Annotated in this window: 14 protein-coding genes; 7 read left to right on the forward strand and 7 right to left on the reverse strand. The window is 63.5% G+C overall.

Translation table 11 applies throughout. The features are described 5' to 3' along the window. Positions 1 to 55: 55 nt before the first annotated feature. Positions 56 to 2,239, reverse strand: a complete 2,184-nt coding sequence (locus NKJ28_RS21635) for a primosomal protein N' (RefSeq protein WP_352636907.1) — start codon at positions 2,237 to 2,239, stop codon at positions 56 to 58. A 90-nt stretch (positions 2,240 to 2,329) separates the two neighbouring features. Here NKJ28_RS21635 and fsa point away from each other — a divergent pair, with 90 nt between their 5' ends. Further along, positions 2,330 to 2,983 (forward strand): fructose-6-phosphate aldolase, encoded by a 654-nt coding sequence (gene fsa, locus NKJ28_RS21640; RefSeq protein ID WP_023678103.1) that lies wholly within the window; start codon positions 2,330 to 2,332, stop codon positions 2,981 to 2,983. A gap of 69 nt (positions 2,984 to 3,052) precedes the next feature. On the opposite strand, the gene NKJ28_RS21645 is transcribed toward fsa, so the two are convergent. Next, positions 3,053 to 3,634: an LPS assembly lipoprotein LptE gene (locus tag NKJ28_RS21645; protein WP_023678104.1), complete on the reverse strand. Its 582-nt coding sequence runs from the start codon at positions 3,632 to 3,634 to the stop codon at positions 3,053 to 3,055. Beyond that, positions 3,621 to 6,245, reverse strand: coding sequence for a leucine--tRNA ligase (gene leuS, locus NKJ28_RS21650; protein WP_023678105.1), 2,625 nt, complete (start codon positions 6,243 to 6,245; stop codon positions 3,621 to 3,623). The genes NKJ28_RS21645 and leuS overlap by 14 nt, the downstream gene beginning before the upstream one ends. Positions 6,246 to 6,391: 146 nt before the next feature. Between leuS and NKJ28_RS21655 the strand changes: the two genes are divergently transcribed. Next, positions 6,392 to 7,054: a YggS family pyridoxal phosphate-dependent enzyme gene (locus tag NKJ28_RS21655; RefSeq protein WP_023678106.1), complete on the forward strand. Its 663-nt coding sequence runs from the start codon at positions 6,392 to 6,394 to the stop codon at positions 7,052 to 7,054. A 110-nt stretch (positions 7,055 to 7,164) separates the two neighbouring features. Beyond that, a complete protein-coding gene (locus NKJ28_RS21660; protein WP_352624923.1) occupies positions 7,165 to 8,214 on the forward strand; it encodes an aldo/keto reductase in 1,050 nt (349 codons plus the stop codon). 60 nt (positions 8,215 to 8,274) lie between these two features. On the opposite strand, the gene NKJ28_RS21665 is transcribed toward NKJ28_RS21660, so the two are convergent. After that, entirely contained in the window at positions 8,275 to 9,183 is a 909-nt protein-coding gene (locus NKJ28_RS21665) for a LysR family transcriptional regulator (protein ID WP_352624921.1), read from the reverse strand. A gap of 137 nt (positions 9,184 to 9,320) precedes the next feature. Here NKJ28_RS21665 and NKJ28_RS21670 point away from each other — a divergent pair, with 137 nt between their 5' ends. Continuing rightward, positions 9,321 to 10,502 carry an MFS transporter gene (locus NKJ28_RS21670; RefSeq protein WP_352636908.1) on the forward strand — a complete coding sequence of 394 codons (1,182 nt, stop codon included), beginning with the start codon at positions 9,321 to 9,323 and terminating at the stop codon, positions 10,500 to 10,502. 56 nt (positions 10,503 to 10,558) lie between these two features. Further along, on the forward strand, positions 10,559 to 11,593 hold the full coding sequence (locus NKJ28_RS21675) for an aldo/keto reductase (RefSeq protein WP_352624917.1): 1,035 nt from the start codon (positions 10,559 to 10,561) through the stop codon (positions 11,591 to 11,593). Between the two features lie 45 nt (positions 11,594 to 11,638). On the opposite strand, the gene NKJ28_RS21680 is transcribed toward NKJ28_RS21675, so the two are convergent. Continuing rightward, a complete protein-coding gene (locus NKJ28_RS21680; protein ID WP_023678111.1) occupies positions 11,639 to 11,911 on the reverse strand; it encodes an usg protein in 273 nt (90 codons plus the stop codon). A 305-nt stretch (positions 11,912 to 12,216) separates the two neighbouring features. Here NKJ28_RS21680 and acs point away from each other — a divergent pair, with 305 nt between their 5' ends. Both acs and NKJ28_RS21690 read left to right on the forward strand, forming a co-directional pair. After that, positions 12,217 to 14,172, forward strand: coding sequence for an acetate--CoA ligase (gene acs, locus NKJ28_RS21685; RefSeq protein ID WP_023678112.1), 1,956 nt, complete (start codon positions 12,217 to 12,219; stop codon positions 14,170 to 14,172). Next, the gene (locus NKJ28_RS21690) at positions 14,172 to 14,915 is read left to right on the forward strand and encodes an MOSC domain-containing protein (RefSeq protein ID WP_023678113.1); all 744 of its coding nucleotides are present in this window, start codon (positions 14,172 to 14,174) and stop codon (positions 14,913 to 14,915) included. Before acs ends, NKJ28_RS21690 begins: the two co-directional genes overlap by 1 nt. Here the strand turns inward: NKJ28_RS21690 and NKJ28_RS21695 are convergent, their stop codons facing one another. Continuing rightward, on the reverse strand, positions 14,916 to 16,184 hold the full coding sequence (locus NKJ28_RS21695) for a class I SAM-dependent methyltransferase (RefSeq protein ID WP_023678114.1): 1,269 nt from the start codon (positions 16,182 to 16,184) through the stop codon (positions 14,916 to 14,918). Positions 16,185 to 16,569: 385 nt separating this feature from the next. After that, a complete protein-coding gene (locus NKJ28_RS21700) occupies positions 16,570 to 17,931 on the reverse strand; it encodes a pilus assembly protein (protein ID WP_023678115.1) in 1,362 nt (453 codons plus the stop codon). Between the last annotated feature and the right edge of the window lie 257 nt (positions 17,932 to 18,188).

Below are 18,188 nucleotides of genomic sequence, written 5' to 3' on the forward strand. Positions count from 1 at the left end.
AGACATACGCCAGATGGGCATCGGCAATTTGCGGAAGCCTGTCCTCTGAGCCCCTTCACAAAAAGCTCTGCGGGTCGATGTCGACCTGGACTCGCACCGAGCCCCTTATCTTCGGTCCCTCGGCCAGCATGGTGCGAATGAACCCTTGCATGTCGGCGCGCCGCTCGCCCTGGATCAGCAGGCGAAAGCGATGGCGGCCGCCGATCAACGACAGCGGCGCCTCGGCCGGGCCGAGCACGAACAGGTCGGTGGCTTGCGGCGCGGCGCGACGCAGGCCACGGGCGTGCCCTTCGGCTTCGGCCCGTGTCGCCGCGCTGACGATGACGCCGGCGAGCCTGCCGAAGGGCGGCAGCGCCGCCCGCTCACGCTCGGCGATCTCGCGCTCGTAGAAGGACTCGGCATCGCCGGAGACGATCGCGCGCATCACCGGGTGGTCGGGTTGGAAGGTCTGCAGCAGGCCGAGGCTTTTCTTGCCGGTACGGCCGGCGCGGCCGGTCACCTGGCTGAGCAGTTGGAAGGTGCGCTCGGCGGCGCGCGGATCGCCATTGGCAAGGCCGAGATCGGCATCGACCACACCGACCAGCGTCATGTTGGGGAAATTATGGCCCTTGGCGACGAGTTGCGTGCCGATGACGATGTCGGCCTCGCCATTGGCGATGGCTTCAAGCTCGAGCCGCAGCCGGCGCACGCCGCCCATCAGGTCGGACGACAGTACGATAGTGCGGGCATCGGGGAAATGCGCGACGACCTCCTCGGCGATGCGCTCGACGCCTGGCCCGCAGGCGACCAGATGATCGAGCGTGCCGCATTCCGGACAGGCTTCGGGCCGGCGTTCATTGTGCCCGCAGTGGTGGCAGACGAGCTGGCCGCGAAAGCGGTGCTCGACCAGCCAGGCCGAGCAGACCGGACAGCCGAAGCGGTGGCCGCAGACCCGGCAGAGCGTCAGCGGCGCATAGCCGCGCCGGTTGAGGAACAGCAGCGACTGTTCCTTTCTTTCCAGCGTCTGCCGTATATGGCCGAGCAGTACAGGCGACAGGAAGCCGCCGCGTGCCGGCGGCGCGCGGCGCATGTCGATCGTCTTGAGATCGGGAAGTGCCGCCTCGGCAAAGCGCGCCGAAAGCACCGCCCTGCTGTAGCGGCCCTGGCTGGCATTGACCCGGCTTTCGACCGACGGCGTCGCCGAGGCGAGCACGACCGGAAAGCCGCCGATATGGCCGCGCACCACGGCCATGTCGCGCGCGTTGTAAAAGACGCGATCCTCCTGCTTGTAGGCGGGATCGTGCTCTTCGTCGACGACGATCAATCCAAGCTCCCTGAATGGCAGGAACAGCGCCGAGCGCGCGCCTGCGACGACCCGCACGCCGCCTTCCGCTACCTGCCGCCAGACCTTTTCGCGCATCCTTGGCGGCAGGTCCGAGTGCCATTCCGCCGGCTTGGCACCGAACCGCTCCTGGAAGCGTTCGAGGAAGGCATGCGTCAGCGCGATTTCCGGCAGCAGGATCAGCACCTGCTTGCCGCGATCGAGCGCGGCCGCGACCGCCTCGAAATAGACCTCCGTCTTGCCGGATCCGGTTACACCGTCGAGCAGGGTGACGCCGAATGTACCGGTCGCGACATTGGCGCGCAGCGTCTCGGCGGCATCGCTCTGGTTGGGCATCAGTGAAGGCAAGGCGTAGCCGGGATCGGGTGCTGCGACCACCGGCCGCGGCGGGATCATCACCGTCTGGAATACGCCCTGCACCCGCAGCCCGTCCACCACCGTCGACGACACGCCTGCCGCATGCGCCAGGCCGGATCGCGTCCAGGCAAGTCCGCCTTCGGCCGTCTCCAGCACGCGCGTCCTCGCCTCCGTCATCCGGTCGGGTCTGGCGAAGGTGCGCTGCAGCCCTTCGATCCACGGCTCCGGGTCGAACGCCTCCGGCGCCCTGAGCAGCATGCGCGCCACCATGCCGGGCGGCGACAGCGTGTACTGCGCCACCCAATCGACAAAACGCCGCATCGCGCGGTCGATCGGCGGGCAGTCGAAAACCTGCTCGATCGGCCGCAATTTCTTCGCGTCGACCTTTTCGACGGCGCCGTCCCAGACGATGCCGGCGACCTGGCGGGGCCCAAGCGGAACGCGCACGATCGAGCCCGGCACCACGCGCATGCCAGCCGGCACGGCATAGGTGTAGGGGCGCTCGGCGGGCATCGGCACCAGCACCGGTGCGGCCGCGACAAAGGGCGAATCTTCGATCATGAGGCGTGACCTTGCCCCGACTTTGGTCTAGATCAAAGTCCGACCCCAAATGTGCATGACGTGCACATGAAAAATCTTCAGGAGACCGCCATGAAATTTTTTGTCGACACCGCCGATGTCAAGGAAATCCGCGAGCTGAACGATTTGGGGCTGCTCGACGGCGTAACCACCAATCCGTCGCTGATCCTGAAATCCGGCGGCAAGATCGCCGACGTCACAAGAGAGATCTGCGAGATCGTCAAGGGCCCAGTCTCGGCCGAAGTCGTCGCCACCGAATACAAGGACATGATGGCGGAGGCCAAGATCCTGGCCAGGATCGCCGACAATGTCTGCATCAAGGTGCCGCTGACGCTCGACGGCCTGAGAGCCTGCAAGGACATCCGGTCGGACGGCCGCATGGTCAACGTCACGCTGTGCTTCTCGGCCACCCAGGCGCTGCTCGCCGCCAAGGCCGGCGCCTCCTTCATCTCGCCCTTCGTCGGCCGCATCGACGACAGCGGCTGGGACGGCATGGAGCTGATTGCCGATATCCGCACCATCTACGACAATTATGACTTCCAGACTGAAATCCTGACCGCTTCGGTGCGTACCGTGAACCATGTCAAGCAGGCGGCGCTGATCGGTGCCGATGTCATCACCGCGCCGCCGGCGACGCTCAAGGCGCTGGTCAAGCACCCGCTGACCGACAAGGGCCTGGAACTGTTCCTCGCCGACTGGGCAAAGACCGGGCAGAAGATCGGCTGAAGCGACTATCCTACGAACAAAAAGGCCGAGCAATCGGCCTTTTTTGCAGATTGCGCACTCTGGAAAGACCTAGCTTGCCGCCGGCTTGCCGTGCTTGATCAGATCCTGGGCAATCGACAGCCGCAGCACATCTGCCAGCTCGCGCGCCGCACGGTTCTCGGCGTCGATCTGGGCCCGGTATGACGCGAATTCCTGGCGCGGCCTGTCGTATGACGACGGAATCGAGCGCTTGCCCCTCGCTATGACCGTGCCCGTCTTGGCATCGCTGAGCACATAGTTGGCAGTCAGCGTCACAGTGCCGGCGGTCGGCTCGTCCTCGTCGGTCGTGACCTGCTCGATTGCCGCCGATTCGACGAGTTCGGAGACGCCGAGATCAAGCGAATAGACCGGCGAAGCCGGCTCGCCGGCGCCCTGGCCGAGCGCGAAGATCAAATTGTTGCGGACCTGCTGGGCGTAGCGGGTCTTGACCGGCTTGACCGAGATCGATGCCAGCTCGGCAGCGGCGCCGACCTGCGAGCCGGCGATCAGCGGCGCGCTCGAATAGAGCGGCCGCACCGTGCAGGCGGAAACCAGCGCCACCGAGGCGAGCAGCCCGCAAAGCACGACGCGGCGCAGCGTCAGCTCTGTCTTTCGCGGATCAGGCAACGACATTGACGATCCTCTGCGGCACGATGATCACCTTGCGCGGCGCCTTACCTTCGAGCGCTTTCTGCACGAAGTCGAGAGCCAGAACCGCCTTTTCGACCGCACCTTGATCCGCGTCACGGGCAATTGTCAAATCGCCGCGTTTCTTGCCGTTGACCTGGACCGGCAGCACGATCTCGGCGTCGACGACAAGCGAGCGATCGTAATCCGGCCAGGGCCGTTCGGCGACAAGGTCGGTGCCGCCGAGCGTCTGCCAGCACTCCTCGGCCAGATGCGGCATGACCGGCGCGATCAGGTGCACCAGGATCTCGACGGCCTCACGGCAGGCCGCTTGCAGCGCCGGACCGGCCCTGCCCTCTGCCGCCTCGTTGAGCGGTACGGTCAAGGCATTGGCGAGCTCGTAGATGCGGGCGATGGCGCGGTTGAAGGCGAGCTTTTCGATATCCTCGCCGACCGACTTCAAGATCTTGTGCGCGGCCTTGGACACTGTCCCGGCCTCGCCGTCCTTCGCCGCCTCTGGCCGGACTCCGGCGAGCGATTCGGCAGCCGTCGACACCAGGCGCCAGATGCGCTGGATGAAGCGATGCGCGCCGGCCGCACCCTCGTCGGTCCATTCGACATCGCGCTCGGGCGGCGAGTCCGACAGCATGAACCAGCGCGCCGTATCGGCGCCGTAGCCGTCGGTGATCTCTTCCGGACTCACCGTATTCTTCTTCGACTTCGACATTTTTTCGAGCGGACCGATCACCGCCTCTTCGCCGGTGGCGATTTCGAAGGCGCGGCGCTTGCCGTCGGCGTCTTCCAGCCTGACCTCGCTAGGCGCAAGCCAGCGGCCGTTCGAGGCGCCGCCAACCCGATAGGTCTCGTGCACCACCATGCCTTGCGTGAACAGGCCCCTGAACGGCTCGGCGAGATCGACATGGCCGGTCTCGCGCATGGCGCGGGTGAAAAAGCGCGAATAGAGCAAATGCAGGATCGCATGCTCAATGCCGCCAATATACTGGTCGACCGGCAGCCATTCAGTCGCGGCCTTGGGATCGGTCGGATCGTTTGCCCACGGCGCGGTGAAGCGAGCGAAATACCAAGAAGAATCGACAAATGTGTCCATCGTGTCGGTTTCGCGCCGCGCATCCTTGCCGCAACGCGGGCATTTGACGTGCCGCCATGTCGGATGGCGATCGAGCGGATTGCCCGGCCGGTCGAACTCGATGTCGTCCGGCAGCTTGACCGGCAGGTCGGCCTTCGGCACCGGCACCACGCCGCAATCCTCGCAATGGATCATCGGGATCGGGCAGCCCCAATAGCGCTGGCGCGAAATGCCCCAGTCGCGCAGGCGGAAATTCACCTTGCGCTCGGCCATCGGCCGGTTGCCGATGGTCCTTTGTTCCAGCAGCTTCGCCACCTCGTCGAATGCCTGATCCGGCTTCATGCCGTCGAGGAAGCGCGAATTGATCATCGCGCCATCATCGACATAAGCCTCGTCGATGACCTGGAAGCTTCCTTGATTCTCGCCTTCCGGCATCACCACCGGAATGACCGGAAGGCCGTATCTGTTGGCGAAGTCGAGGTCGCGCTGGTCATGTGCCGGGCAGCCGAAGATGGCGCCGGTGCCATAGTCCATCAGCACGAAATTGGCGACGTAGACGGGCAGCGTCCACCTCTCGTCGAACGGATGGACAACGCGAATGCCGGTATCGAAACCCTTCTTCTCGGCCGTCTCCAATGCCGCCGCCGAAGTGCCCATATGGCGGACTTCGTCGATGAACTTTGCCAGCGCCGGATTGTCCTCGGCGGCCTTTTTGGCCAGCGGATGGTCGGCCGCAATCGCCATGAAGGACGCGCCGAAGATGGTGTCGGGCCTGGTCGTATAGACTTCGAGCTCATGCTCGCCGGCGACTGGCTTGGCCAGCGGCCAGCGGATCAGCAGCCCTTCCGAACGGCCGATCCAGTTCGCCTGCATCAGCTTCACTTTTTCCGGCCAGTCGTCGAGTTGGTCGAGCGAATCCAGCAGATCCTGCGCGTAATCGGTGATCTTGAAGAACCACTGCGTCAGCTCGCGCTGTTCCACCAGCGCGCCTGAGCGCCAGCCGCGTCCGTCGATGACCTGCTCGTTGGCAAGCACCGTCATGTCCTCCGGATCCCAGTTGACCTTGGAGGATTTGCGCGTCACCAGCCCCTTCTCGACGAAATCGAGGAACAGCATCTGCTGGCGGTGATAGTAGTCGACGTCGCAGGTGGCGAACTCGCGGGCCCAATCGAGCGACAGGCCCATGACCTTGAGCTGCTCGCGCATGGCGGCGATGTTCTGATAGGTCCAGTCCTTGGGATGGACCTTGTTCTGCATCGCCGCGTTTTCGGCTGGCATGCCAAAGGCGTCCCAGCCCATCGGGTGCAGCACGTTGAAACCCTTGGCCCGCTTGTAGCGCGCCACCACGTCGCCCATCGTATAGTTGCGGGTATGGCCGATATGGATGCGCCCCGACGGATACGGGAACATCTCCAGCACGTAGTATTTCGGGCGCGGGTCGTCATTGTCGGCTTCGAACAGCTTCTTGGCGTCCCAGGCGTTCTGCCATTTGGGCTCTGACGCGCGCGGATTGTATCGTTCGGTTGCCATCGGGTGTTTTTCACTTAAAAGCATGCGCGAGCCGCCGGACAATGCCCGGGCGGCTCAGGAAATGTCGTCGCGGTGTTCACCATGGATTGCCGGACCCGTCAACTGCGGCGATCCGGCGAAAAGCCAAACACAGGCAGGATATAGGCATGGCGAGCGCCGTCGAACAGCTTTTCACGGTCAAGGCAAGGATCGCTGCCGCCGAGCGCGAGGCAGGCCGTGAGGCCGGAGCGGTGACGCTGGTCGCAGTCTCGAAAACCTTCGACGCCGCCGATATCCGCCCGATTATCGAGGCCGGCCAGCGCGTCTTCGGCGAAAACCGCGTCCAGGAAGCACAAGCGAAATGGCCGGTGCTGAAGGAGGCATTTTCCGACATCGAGCTGCATCTGATCGGTCCGCTGCAATCGAACAAGGCCAAGGAAGCGGTGGCATTGTTCGATGTCATCGAAACCGTCGACCGTGAAAAGATCGCCGCAGAGCTGGCCAAGGAGATCGCCAGGCAAGGCCGGTCACCAAGGCTCTATGTCCAGGTCAACACCGGCTCCGAGCCGCAAAAGGCCGGCATCGAGCCGCGCGAGGCTGTCGCCTTCGTGGCCCGCTGCCGCTCGGTTCACGCCCTCGCCATCGAAGGGCTGATGTGCATTCCGCCGGCCGACGAGAACCCCGGTCCGCATTTCGCGCTGCTGGAAAAGCTTGGGCTCGAGGCCGGCGTCGACAAGCTCTCCATGGGCATGTCCGGCGACTACGAAACCGCGATCGCCTTCGGCGCGACCAGTGTCAGGGTTGGATCGGCAATTTTCGGCGCCAGATGAGGCGCAGCCGACCTTAGGCCACAGGCTGACATTGACTGCGCCAGCGTATAGAAACGGAACGTTTCGTTCCTATATGGGTCGAGTTATTCTCAACCCGTCTGGAGCCACCCATGCGTTACAATCAACTTGGAAATACGGGCATGTTCGTCTCCGAACTTTGCCTCGGCACGATGACGTTCGGCGCGGCCGGCGAGAATGCCCAATGGGGCCTGATCGCCAGCCTCGACCAGAAGGGCGTCGACGAGATCGTTGCCCGCTCGCTCGCCGCCGGCGTCAATTTCTTCGACACGGCGGATGTCTATTCCTTCGGCGCCTCGGAACGGCTTCTCGGCCAGTCGCTCAGGAATCTTGGCGTCAACCGACAGGACGTGATCATCGCCACCAAGGTCCATGGCGCCATGGGCGGGGGCCCGAACCAGCGTGGTTCCTCGCGCGGCCACATCATGGATTCGGTCGAAGGCAGCCTCGAGCGGCTGCAGCTCGATCACATCGATCTCTACCAGCTGCACGGCACCGACACGGTGACGCCGATCGACGAGACACTGCGGGCGCTCGACGACCTCGTTGCCGCCGGCAAGGTCCGCTATGTCGGCGTCTCGAACTGGCAGGCTTGGCGCATCGCCAAGGCGCTGGGTATTGCCGAGCGCAAGGGATTTGCCCGCTTCGAGACCGTGCAGTCGTACTACTCGATCGCCGGCCGCGATCTCGAGCGCGAAATCGTGCCGCTGCTCAACGAGGAGAAGCTCGGGCTGATGGTCTGGTCGCCGATGGCTGGCGGCCTGCTCTCCGGCAAATACGGACCGGGCGCCCCCGGCAATGGCGAGGGCCGTCGCGCCAGCTTCAATTTCCCGCCGGTCAATGAGGACCGTGCCTGGGCAGCAGTCGCCGTCATGCGCGAGATCGCCGCCAAGCACGGCGTCAGCGTCGCCACGGTGGCGCTCGGCTATGTGCTGGCCAAGCCGTTCGTGATGAGCGTCATCATCGGCGCCAGCCGCATGGAGCAGCTGGAACAGAACCTTGCAGCCACCGAGTTGAAGCTCGATGCCGATGATCTCGTTCGCCTCGACGAAGTCAGTGCCCTGCCCGCCGAATACCCCGGCTGGATGGTGGAACGTCAGGCTGCGGGCCGGCGTCCGGCGCCCTTTGTGCCGAAAACGTAACTCAAACTCACCTTCGATTCGATGCTTCGGGAGCCGGCAGGCTCCCGATCTTTTTTGGGCTCAGGTCAGCCGGACAGTCTCGACCAAAAAGTCCAAAAACGCCCGCACCCGCGCCGGCAGATGCTTGCCTTGGCCGACATAGACGGCGTGGGTGAGTTCCTCGTCGCCGGGGTTGAACTCTTCCAGCAGCGGCAGAAGCCGGCCGGCGGCAATGTCGGCCTCCACATGCCAGCGTGCCAGCCGGGCGATGCCCGCCCCCGAGAGCGCCATCAGCCGCATCGCCTCGCCGTCGCTGACCAGCGTATTTCCGATGATCGACAGGGTGATCGGCTTGCCGGCCGCGTCGATAAAAGGCCAGCCCTCGAGGTGACGTACGAAACGGAAGCCCATCCGGTTGTAACGATCGAGATCGGCGGGCTCCTTGGGCGTGCCACGCGCTTCGAGATACGATGGCGCCGCAACGACGACCACCCGGCTCTGCCCGAGCTTGCGCGCCACCAGCCGTGATTCGCCGAGCGGCCCGGCGCGGATGGCGACGTCAGCGCGCTCCTCCATCAGGTCGATGACATCGTCAGTCAACACCAGATCGACCGAGATTTCGGGGTAGCGCTCTAGAAAACGCGGCAAAAGCGGGATCAGCCGGTGCTGCCCGAAAGGCACATAGCTGCTGATCCGCAGCCGGCCACGCGGCGCGGCACCCGCCGCTGCCTCGCGCTCGGCCGCCGCCATGTCGGCCAGGACGCGCACGCCGCTGTCGAAGAACGCCGCCCCCTCCGGCGTCAGTTGCAGCTTGCGCGTCGAACGGCTGACCAGCCGCGCACCAAGCCGCGCCTCCAGCCGCGCGATCAGCTTGCTCACCGCCGACGGCGTCATCCGCAACGCACGGGCAGCGGCTGAAAAGCTGCCCGCCTCGACGACGCGGACGAACACTTCGATCTCGCCGGAGCGATTGATGTCGGGCCTGGCCATTGGTGAATTTATTTCACAGACGATGTGCCCGATGCAAGGCTGGTTCACAGCACATCGCGGCACGATCTTCCGGATCGGGGCGTGGGAGGACACGGCGCCCGTCGTCAAAACTGGTCGTCATCGAAGTGGGAACCGCCATGCCCCTTGCTCTTTACGCTCTTGCCGCCGGTGCCTTTGGCATCGGCGTCACCGAATTCGTCATCATGGGCCTGCTGCTCGACGTCAGCACCGATCTCGGCGTCTCGATCTCGGCTGCCGGCCAGCTGATTTCCGGCTATGCGCTGGGCGTCGTCATCGGCGCGCCGCTGCTGACGATCGCAACCGGCCGTTGGCCGCGCAAAACCGTGCTTCTGGCGCTGATGGCGATCTTCACGCTGGGCAACCTCGCTTGTGCGCTTGCCCCAGACTACTGGACGCTGATGGGTGCGCGCGTACTGACCGCCTTCGCCCACGGCACCTTCTTCGGCGTCGGCTCGGTCGTGGCGACCGGACTGGTGGCGCCCAACAAGAAAGCCTCGGCGATCGCCCTGATGTTCACCGGCCTGACCATCGCCAACATCCTCGGCGTGCCCTTCGGCACATGGCTCGGCCAAGCCTTCGGCTGGCGCGCGACCTTCTGGGCGGTGACCCTGGTCGGCATCGCCGCCTTTACCATCATTCTGCTGCTGGTGCCGGGCAGCCGAACAGAGCCTGAGAAGAGCAATTTGCGCGCCGATCTCGCCGTGCTCGGCCGCACGCCGGTCCTGCTTGGCTTTGCTACCACCGTGCTTGGCTATGCCGGCGTCTTCGCCGTCTTCACCTACATCGCCCCGTTGCTGACCGAGATCACCGGTTTTGACGAAGCAGCGGTGTCGCCGATCCTGCTGGTCTTCGGCGGCGGCCTCATCGCCGGCAACCTCGCCGGCGGCAAGTTCGCCGACCGTTGGTTGGTACCGTCCGTTCTCGGCAGTCTCGTCGTTCTGGCGATGGTGCTCGGCACCATGACCTTCGCCCTGCACAGCCAGGTCATGGCCGTTATCTATGTCGGCCTGCTCGGCGCCGCCGCCTTCGCCACCGTGGCGCCGCTGCAGATGTGGGTGCTGGAAAAGGCACAAGGCGCCGGCCAGAGCCTCGCCTCATCCTTCAACATCGCCGCCTTCAACCTCGGCAATGCTGCCGGCGCCTGGCTCGGCGGCGTGGTCATCGCCCATGGTCCCGGCCTCGATGCCGTCACCTGGGTCGCGGCCCTGTTGCCGCTTTCAGCGCTTGCCGTGGCGGCGTTTGCGCTGCGCCTCGACCGAGATCCTGTCCTCGCCACACCGGAAATCGCGCGGTCATAGAACGGCAAACCTCAACCAATCTTTGAAACAGCCATCCTTCCACAAGGAGCAAACCCATGGATTATCGAAATCTTGGCGCATCAGGCCTGAAGGTCCCGGCGCTCTCGTTCGGCGCTGGAACCTTCGGCGGTTCAGGCCCGCTGTTCGGCGCCTGGGGCAACAGCGATGCGACGGAAGCACGGCGGCTGGTCGACATCTGCCTTGAGGCCGGCGTCAACCTGTTCGACACCGCCGACGTCTATTCGAATGGCGCTTCCGAACAAGTGCTCGGCGCTGCCATCAAGGGCCGCCGCGACACCGTGCTGATCTCGACCAAGACCTCGCTGCCGATAGGCGACGGTCCCAACGATGCCGGATCGTCACGTTCACGCCTGATCAAGGCCGTCGAAGACGCGCTGGGGCGCCTTGGCACCGACTACATCGACCTGCTGCAACTGCACGCCTTCGACGCTGCAACACCGATCGAGGAGGTGCTGTCGACACTGGACAGTCTCGTGCGCGCCGGCAAACTGCGTTATGTCGGCGTCTCCAATTTTTCCGGCTGGCAAGTGATGAAATCGCTCGGCCTGGCGGGCAGATACGGCTATCCCCGATACGTCGCCCATCAGGTCTATTACTCGCTGGTCGGACGCGACTATGAATGGGAGTTGATGCCGCTCGGCCTCGACCAGGGTGTCGGTGCGCTGGTGTGGAGCCCGCTCGGCTGGGGCCGCCTGACCGGCAAGATCCGCCGTGGCCAGAAGCTGCCTGAGAAAAGCCGGCTGCACGACACGGCAAGCTTCGGACCGCCCGTCGAGGATGAGCATCTCTATCGGGTCGTCGACGCGCTTGATGTTGTCGCCGAGGAAACCGGCAAGACCATACCGCAGATCGCCATCAATTGGCTGCTGCAGCGGCCGACCGTCGCCTCCGTCATCGTCGGCGCGCGCAACGAGGAGCAGTTGCGCCAGAATCTCGGCGCCGTCGGCTGGTCGTTGACAGCCGAGCAGATGAAGAAGCTCGACACGGCAAGTGAGGTCACCGCACCCTATCCGTATTTTCCCTATCGCCGGCAGGAGGGTTTTGCCCGGCTGAACCCGCCCGCAGTCTGACGCTCCAAAAGCTGGGCGGCGGCTCCCAGGCTGCCGCCCGCCCGGCTAATGCAGAACGAACTCGCCGTCGACCTTGCGCCATTCGTTCGGCGCGATCAGCTTCTGGTGCGTGTAGCTGACCGAATGCAGCGGGCCTTCGAGCTTGGCCTTCCAGAACTCGATGAAACGGATCAGCACGGGAAATTTCGGGGCGATGTCGTAATCCTGCCAGATGAAGCTCTGCAGCAGATGCGGATGATCTGGAAAGTGATAAAGAATCTTGGCCGTGGTCAAGCCATAGCCCTTGAGCATCAGGTCCATTTCGGAATGGTCGCGCATTGCGGTCCCCTGGTTGATTCTCCTTCCTCCCAGGCTGAAATTGTGCACCCCATTTGCTTAATCGTCTATTGATATTTCTATGATCGAACCAGATTACTTCCGCAAAAACATGCGCTTAGCAGCCGACTCACGAGAGTGCTGACACCGCCTGGTAAGGCGCCTGCGGCATCCCGCCGCGCGAATCCAACGTCTAATGTTGCCGTCGCGGCCGAACTGTTAATAATGCGCGCGAATTCGCGGCCGCATCGCTGCGATCCTGCCGGCGGTCAAGCCGGCGGTTTGGTTTTGGGGAGGAAGGCGAAGAAATGTCCGATGTTCATGTCCATCGCGTCCAGCCGGCGTGGAAGAAGAACGCGCTGATTGACAATGACACCTACCTGAAATGGTACGCCGACAGCGTCAAGAACCCGGACAAGTTCTGGGGCAAGCACGGCAAGCGCATCGACTGGTTCAAGCCGTACAGCAAGGTCAAGAACACGTCCTTCGACGGCCAGGTCTCAATCAAATGGTTCGAGGATGGCCAGACCAACGTTTCCTGGAACTGCATCGACCGGCATCTGAAGAAGCGCGGCGAACAGACCGCCATCATCTGGGAAGGCGACAATCCCTACGACGACAGGAAGATCACCTATAACGAGCTTTACGCGCATGTCTGCCGCCTCGCCAATGTGATGAAAAAGCACGGCGTCAAGAAGGGCGACCGCGTAACCATCTACATGCCGATGATCCCGGAGGCCGCTTATGCGATGCTCGCCTGCACGCGCATCGGCGCCATTCATTCGGTCGTCTTCGGCGGCTTTTCGCCGGATGCGCTGGCCGGACGCATCGATGACTGCAAGTCGACCTTCGTCATCACCGCCGACGAAGGCCTGCGCGGCGGCAAGCCGATCCCGCTAAAGGAGAACACGGACAAGGCGATCGAGATCGCCGCCAAGGCCGGAACGAAAGTCGAAAAGGTCTTGGTAGTGCGCCGCACTGGCGGCAAGACCGGCTGGGCCGCCGGGCGCGACGTCTGGTACCATGACGAGGTCGCGACGGTTAAGGCCGAATGCAAGCCCGAGAAGATGAACGCCGAGGACCCGTTGTTCATCCTCTACACATCCGGCTCGACCGGCAAGCCGAAAGGTGTGCTGCACACCACCGCCGGCTATCTCGTCTATGTCTCGATGACCCACCAATATGTCTTCGACTATCATGACGGCGATATCTACTGGTGCACCGCCGATGTCGGCTGGGTCACCGGCCACAGCTACATCGTCTACGGGCCGCTCGCCAACGGCGCCACCACGCTGATGTTCGAAGGCGTGCCGAACTACCCGTCGCAGTCGCGTTTCTGGGACGTGATCGACAAGCACAAGGTCAACATCTTCTACACGGCGCCGACGGCGTTGCGCGCGCTGATGGGCGCCGGCGATGCCCATGTCACCAAAACGTCGCGCAAGTCGCTGCGCGTGCTCGGCACCGTCGGTGAGCCGATCAATCCGGAAGCCTGGGAGTGGTATTTCAACGTCGTAGGCAACGGCAAGGTGCCGATCGTCGATACCTGGTGGCAGACCGAGACCGGCGGCATCATGATCACGCCGGTTCCGGGCGCCACCCACCTCAAGGCGGGTTCAGCGACGCGGCCCTTCTTTGGCGTCAAGCCGCAGCTGGTCGATACCGACGGCAAGGTGCTCGAAGGCGAAGCCAGCGGCAATCTTTGTATTGCCGACTCATGGCCGGGCCAGACGCGCACCGTCTATGGCGATCACGACCGCTTCGTGCAGACCTATTTCTCGACCTACAAGGGCAGATACTTCACCGGCGACGGCTGCCGCCGCGATGCTGACGGCTACTACTGGATCACCGGCCGCGTCGACGACGTCATCAACGTCTCCGGCCACCGCATGGGCACCGCCGAGGTCGAATCGGCGCTGGTTTCGCATGAGAAGGTCTCGGAGGCCGCCGTCGTCGGCTACCCGCACGATATCAAGGGCCAGGGCATCTACTGCTATGTCACGCTGATGGCCGGCGAAACGCCAAGCGAGGAATTGCGCCAGGAACTCGTCGCCCATGTCCGCAAGGAGATCGGCGCCATCGCTTCGCCCGACAAGATCCAGTTCGCGCCCGGCCTGCCGAAGACCCGTTCCGGCAAGATCATGCGACGCATCCTGCGCAAGATCGCCGAGGATGATTTTGCCGCGCTCGGCGATACCTCGACGCTGGCCGATCCGGCGGTCGTCGACGACCTTATCGCCAACCGGCAAAACAAGAAGGGCTGATGCAACCCGCATTGGGCGCCGTCACCGAGCTTTGGCGCTATCCCGCGAGCTCGCTCGCCGGCGAGTTTCAGCAGGCGATCTCCGTCGACCGGCATACCGTCGAAGGCGACCGCCTGTTTGGTCTTGTCGATACCTCGACCGATGAAATCGCACGGCCCGACCGCGAAGCGAAATGGCACAAGGTGCCCCGCATCCGCACCCGGCTGTCGCAGGCCGGCAGGCTGGAGGTCGCCATCCCCGACGGACGCTGGCTTTCGGCACCTGGCGCGCAAAGTGATCGCGCCATTTGCGCCTATCTCGGCTTTGCGGCTTCCATCCGGCCGTTCCGTCGGGAAAATGCTGCTCCGGATTACGCCGGCCCTCTGCTGACGGAACGCTACGTCAAAGCCCCTATTCATCTGCTGACCACCGCCTCACTGGCGCGTTTGAAAGTGCTGCATCCAAAGGGCACCGCCGACGCGCGCCGCTTCCGCCCCAACATCGTCGTCGATGTGCCGGAGGTCGAGGGGTCGTTCCCCGAGACGGAATGGATCGGGCGCAAGCTGGCGATCGGCGACCTGCTCCTGACCATCTCCGAGCCGTGCCGCCGCTGCGGCTTCACCATCATTGGCCAGGACGGGTTCGACCACGACCCGGCAATCCTGCGCAGCCTGGTCCGCCACAACGCCCATAACCTCGGCGTCTACTGCACCGTCGATCGACCGGCCCGCGTCGAGATCGGCGCCACGATGCGCCTCCTGTAGCTATCGGTACAAATCCGCCCGCGTCGGCGGCAGGCCGCTCGGCCCACGCGCGCGCCTTGTGGCGACGGTCTGGAAAACCTGCGCCGAGGCGCGTTCGAAGGTAATCGAGCAGCCGGTGAGATAAAGCAGCCAGAGCCGCGCCTTGGCTTCGCCGACCTCGGCGATAGCTTCGTCGAAGCGTGCGTGGAGGCGCTCGGCCCATAGCCTGCAGGTGCGCGCATAGTGCTCGCGCAAATTTTCGACGTCGTAGACGAGGAAGCCGTGGGCCTCGAGATTGCCGAGCGTCATGCCGATCGTGTCGAGTTCGCCGCCCGGAAAAATGTATTTGATCAGCGCCTTGAATTCCGGCCCCTTGCGCAGCGTCTTCTTCAAGCTGCCCTTGTCGCGCCGGGTGATGGCGTGGTGCAGATAGATGCCGCCCGGCTTGAGCAGGCGATGGATCCTCGAGAAATAGGCCGCATGGTTGGCAAGCCCCAGATGCTCGAACATGCCGATCGACGAGATCTTGTCGAAGGAGCCGGACAGCTCGGCATAGGACTTTATCTCGATGGTGATGCGGTCCTCCAGCCCCTCGGCGCGGATGCGTTCACGGGCGAGCTCGGTCTGTGCTTCCGATAGCGAAACGCCGTGGCCGACGACGCCATAATTCTTCACCGCATGGATGAGCATCGCTCCCCAGCCGCAGCCGATGTCGAGCAATCTATCGCCGGGCTTCAGCCGAAGCTTGCGGCAGATATGGTCGAGCTTGTCTCTCTGGGCCTGATCGATATCGTTGGCGAAATCCTTGAAGTAGCCGCAGCTATAGACCATGCGCTCGTCGAGGAAGAGCCGGTAGAATGCGTTGGAAATGTCGTAATGATGCTCGATCGCCTCCTTGCTCGAACCGCTGACGAAAGGATTGCGGCCGGAAAGATCGGTTCGCGTCGTCATCTGTTTTCGCGAAAACAGCACCGCCGGCAGGTCGCGCAGGATCGCCAGCTTCGGCAATGTCTTGAGCTTCGTCCTGAGCTTGCCGTGCGTGGGCAAGGCGTAGAAATCGAACAGCGATCCGTCTTCGACGTCGACCGCCTTGGCAATCCACATCTCGATCAGCGTCGATAAAGAGGGCCGACGTACGATCTGCCAGACGATGTCCTGGTCGTTGATGGTGAGCACCGGGCCGGCAGCCGGGCCGATCCGCTCGCCTGTCCACAGCCTCACCGCAAAACCCGGCTTCAGCGTCTCGATGACCGTCCGAACAATCCGGGCCGCTCTCTCGGCTGCCTCCATCCCGTCCTCCCTTACCCGGCAAAATAGTGGCCCGGAACAATAGCGGCTCGATCTTGCCTGCCCGATCGGCCGGCCGCAAGCCGCCCGAGTGCACAAGCAGGCTTGTTCAGGATTTTCGGGTGCCGCGCCTTGCCATTTGCCGGATGACACCCCATCATGAGGGAGTGTTCAACAAATCGAAAGGAGGTGATCCGATGTCGAGTGATTTCGTTTTCCAGAACGTGGCCTCAGCGGATCGCACTTTCGGGAAGCAGTCTTCCCGCTAAGGCGCGAGATGCGCGGCTGGCGACCAGGGTCGCCGCCAGGAGCCGCGCCATGGACGGAAACACGGAAGGCCGCCGGCTTCGCGAGAAGCGGCGGCCTTTCCTTTTTGGGCTGTTGTCCCCTATTTGGTTACGGTTAACATCTCGACGTTGCGCGCTATATCCTGGAAAGCCTGGTTGAGTTCCGTTCCATTGGCCGCCTGATAAAAGTGCTTGATCTTGGCGGTGTCCGGGCTCGCGCAATCCTGGAGCGTCGCCTTGGCATTCGTTTCGTTTAGGTCAAACCCAATGGTGAAGACCTCGATGCCCTTGTCGCGCATGGCAGCGCAAAGTTTCTTGGCGGCCGTGCGGGTCGGCTCCTTGCCGGCGTCATTGTAGACGTCGCTGACCGTGCTCGCATCGAAGTAGGACAGGTTGAATTCGCCATCGGTCATCAGGATCGCGATCTTGGCAACCTTCTTTGGATCCATCTTGGCCGGCCGTTCCGAGGCTTTCATCACACTGCCCCAGTTTTCCGAAAGCATGTACCAGGTCCACTGCACGCCGATATGGCCGGCGGTGCCGCCGGAGGCGACGAAATTCTTGATGACCGTCTTGAGCGCCGTCGCATCCGCTGTCAGCGGCATCAGCGCGGCGATCGGGCAGGCGGCGGTGCCGGTCTGCCAGGCGAAGGATGACAGCAGGTAGTCGCGATTGACCATGCTGACGTCGGGGCCCGCATCCGAATACTGATAGGTCCCCTTGCGCTCGGTGGCGCAATTATCGGGACGGATAAAGCCCGAGACATACTGCACGGCGTCATTGGCCGGCGCCTGTTTGCGTTGACTGGCGGTGGTTTCCACATAGACGCTGCTGGCGGCAAGTGTACCGGCATTCACCGAATTGGCATAAGGCACGATGGCAACCCGCACACGTGGCTTGGAGGGGTCCTGGCCGCCCAGGAAGCTGTCGACAGCATTCGCCGCGGCCGCCCGCAGATCGATGATTTTCTGGCCGGCCATCGACCCGGTCACGTCCAGCATCATCGCGACTTCGATCTGCTTGTCCGAATAGAGCGCCGTCGTCGATGCGGGGACGCGTTGCATGCCACCCGTGCTGAAAAGCGGGAAATAGTAGTTGACGTTGACATGGACGTCCGCCTGGACAGTCTTGGCTGTCCTGTCGACAACCAGATTGTCGAGGACGATCTGGTTGTCCTGGAGGATACCCGCCGTGCTGTTGGCATCGAGAAAGGCCTGCACCGATTTGCTGGCGTCGGCCTCGCTGATGACGCCGGTTGTCAGGTCGCGGGCCGTCGAGGTGACCGCTGCATCGACCACGCCTTGCAGGCTCGATTTTACATTGTAGAGTTGGGACACGTTGACCGCAAAGCCGACACTCAGTGCCAGCACTGAGCCGATTATCCCAAACAGGACCGCGAAATTTCCGCTGCGATCCCCGGCAAAGCCGCCGATCGTCTGAACAAGACCCCCGAAACGCCGCATTCCTTCCGCCTCCATTCGCTACAGCCTGCAGCTGTCCGAACGCGCATTGCAGGAATCCGGCCGGATCGCGCCGCCAGGCCCGGGAAAGCGACCGGCCCGCGATCAGGTCATTGTTTCCAAACGGTTTCGAGCGGCGGCAGGGTAAACAGAGGGTAAACGAAAGCTGCGCCGGCACGGCTTTGTCGACAAAGCGCTTACCACGAACAGGCTCGCAATTCAGGACGACTGGACTGCGTCCCAATCCGGTACAGACGAGA

The sequence above is a fragment of the Mesorhizobium sp. M0145 genome (assembly GCF_040322355.1).
In the GTDB taxonomy this organism is placed as follows: Bacteria; Pseudomonadota; Alphaproteobacteria; order Rhizobiales; family Rhizobiaceae; genus Mesorhizobium.

What these genes read in the sequence shown, in the direction of transcription:
- NKJ28_RS21635 (WP_352636907.1), bottom strand. Translation starts at nt 2,239, where the DNA reads ATGATCGAAGATTCGCCCTTTGTCGCGGCCGCACCGGTGCTGGTGCCG.
- fsa (WP_023678103.1), top strand. Translation starts at nt 2,330, where the DNA reads ATGAAATTTTTTGTCGACACCGCCGATGTCAAGGAAATCCGCGAGCTG.
- NKJ28_RS21645 (WP_023678104.1), bottom strand. Translation starts at nt 3,634, where the DNA reads ATGTCGTTGCCTGATCCGCGAAAGACAGAGCTGACGCTGCGCCGCGTC.
- leuS (WP_023678105.1), bottom strand. Translation starts at nt 6,245, where the DNA reads ATGGCAACCGAACGATACAATCCGCGCGCGTCAGAGCCCAAATGGCAG.
- NKJ28_RS21655 (WP_023678106.1), top strand. Translation starts at nt 6,392, where the DNA reads ATGGCGAGCGCCGTCGAACAGCTTTTCACGGTCAAGGCAAGGATCGCT.
- NKJ28_RS21660 (WP_352624923.1), top strand. Translation starts at nt 7,165, where the DNA reads ATGCGTTACAATCAACTTGGAAATACGGGCATGTTCGTCTCCGAACTT.
- NKJ28_RS21665 (WP_352624921.1), bottom strand. Translation starts at nt 9,183, where the DNA reads ATGGCCAGGCCCGACATCAATCGCTCCGGCGAGATCGAAGTGTTCGTC.
- NKJ28_RS21670 (WP_352636908.1), top strand. Translation starts at nt 9,321, where the DNA reads ATGCCCCTTGCTCTTTACGCTCTTGCCGCCGGTGCCTTTGGCATCGGC.
- NKJ28_RS21675 (WP_352624917.1), top strand. Translation starts at nt 10,559, where the DNA reads ATGGATTATCGAAATCTTGGCGCATCAGGCCTGAAGGTCCCGGCGCTC.
- NKJ28_RS21680 (WP_023678111.1), bottom strand. Translation starts at nt 11,911, where the DNA reads ATGCGCGACCATTCCGAAATGGACCTGATGCTCAAGGGCTATGGCTTG.
- acs (WP_023678112.1), top strand. Translation starts at nt 12,217, where the DNA reads ATGTCCGATGTTCATGTCCATCGCGTCCAGCCGGCGTGGAAGAAGAAC.
- NKJ28_RS21690 (WP_023678113.1), top strand. Translation starts at nt 14,172, where the DNA reads ATGCAACCCGCATTGGGCGCCGTCACCGAGCTTTGGCGCTATCCCGCG.
- NKJ28_RS21695 (WP_023678114.1), bottom strand. Translation starts at nt 16,184, where the DNA reads ATGGAGGCAGCCGAGAGAGCGGCCCGGATTGTTCGGACGGTCATCGAG.
- NKJ28_RS21700 (WP_023678115.1), bottom strand. Translation starts at nt 17,931, where the DNA reads ATGCGGCGTTTCGGGGGTCTTGTTCAGACGATCGGCGGCTTTGCCGGG.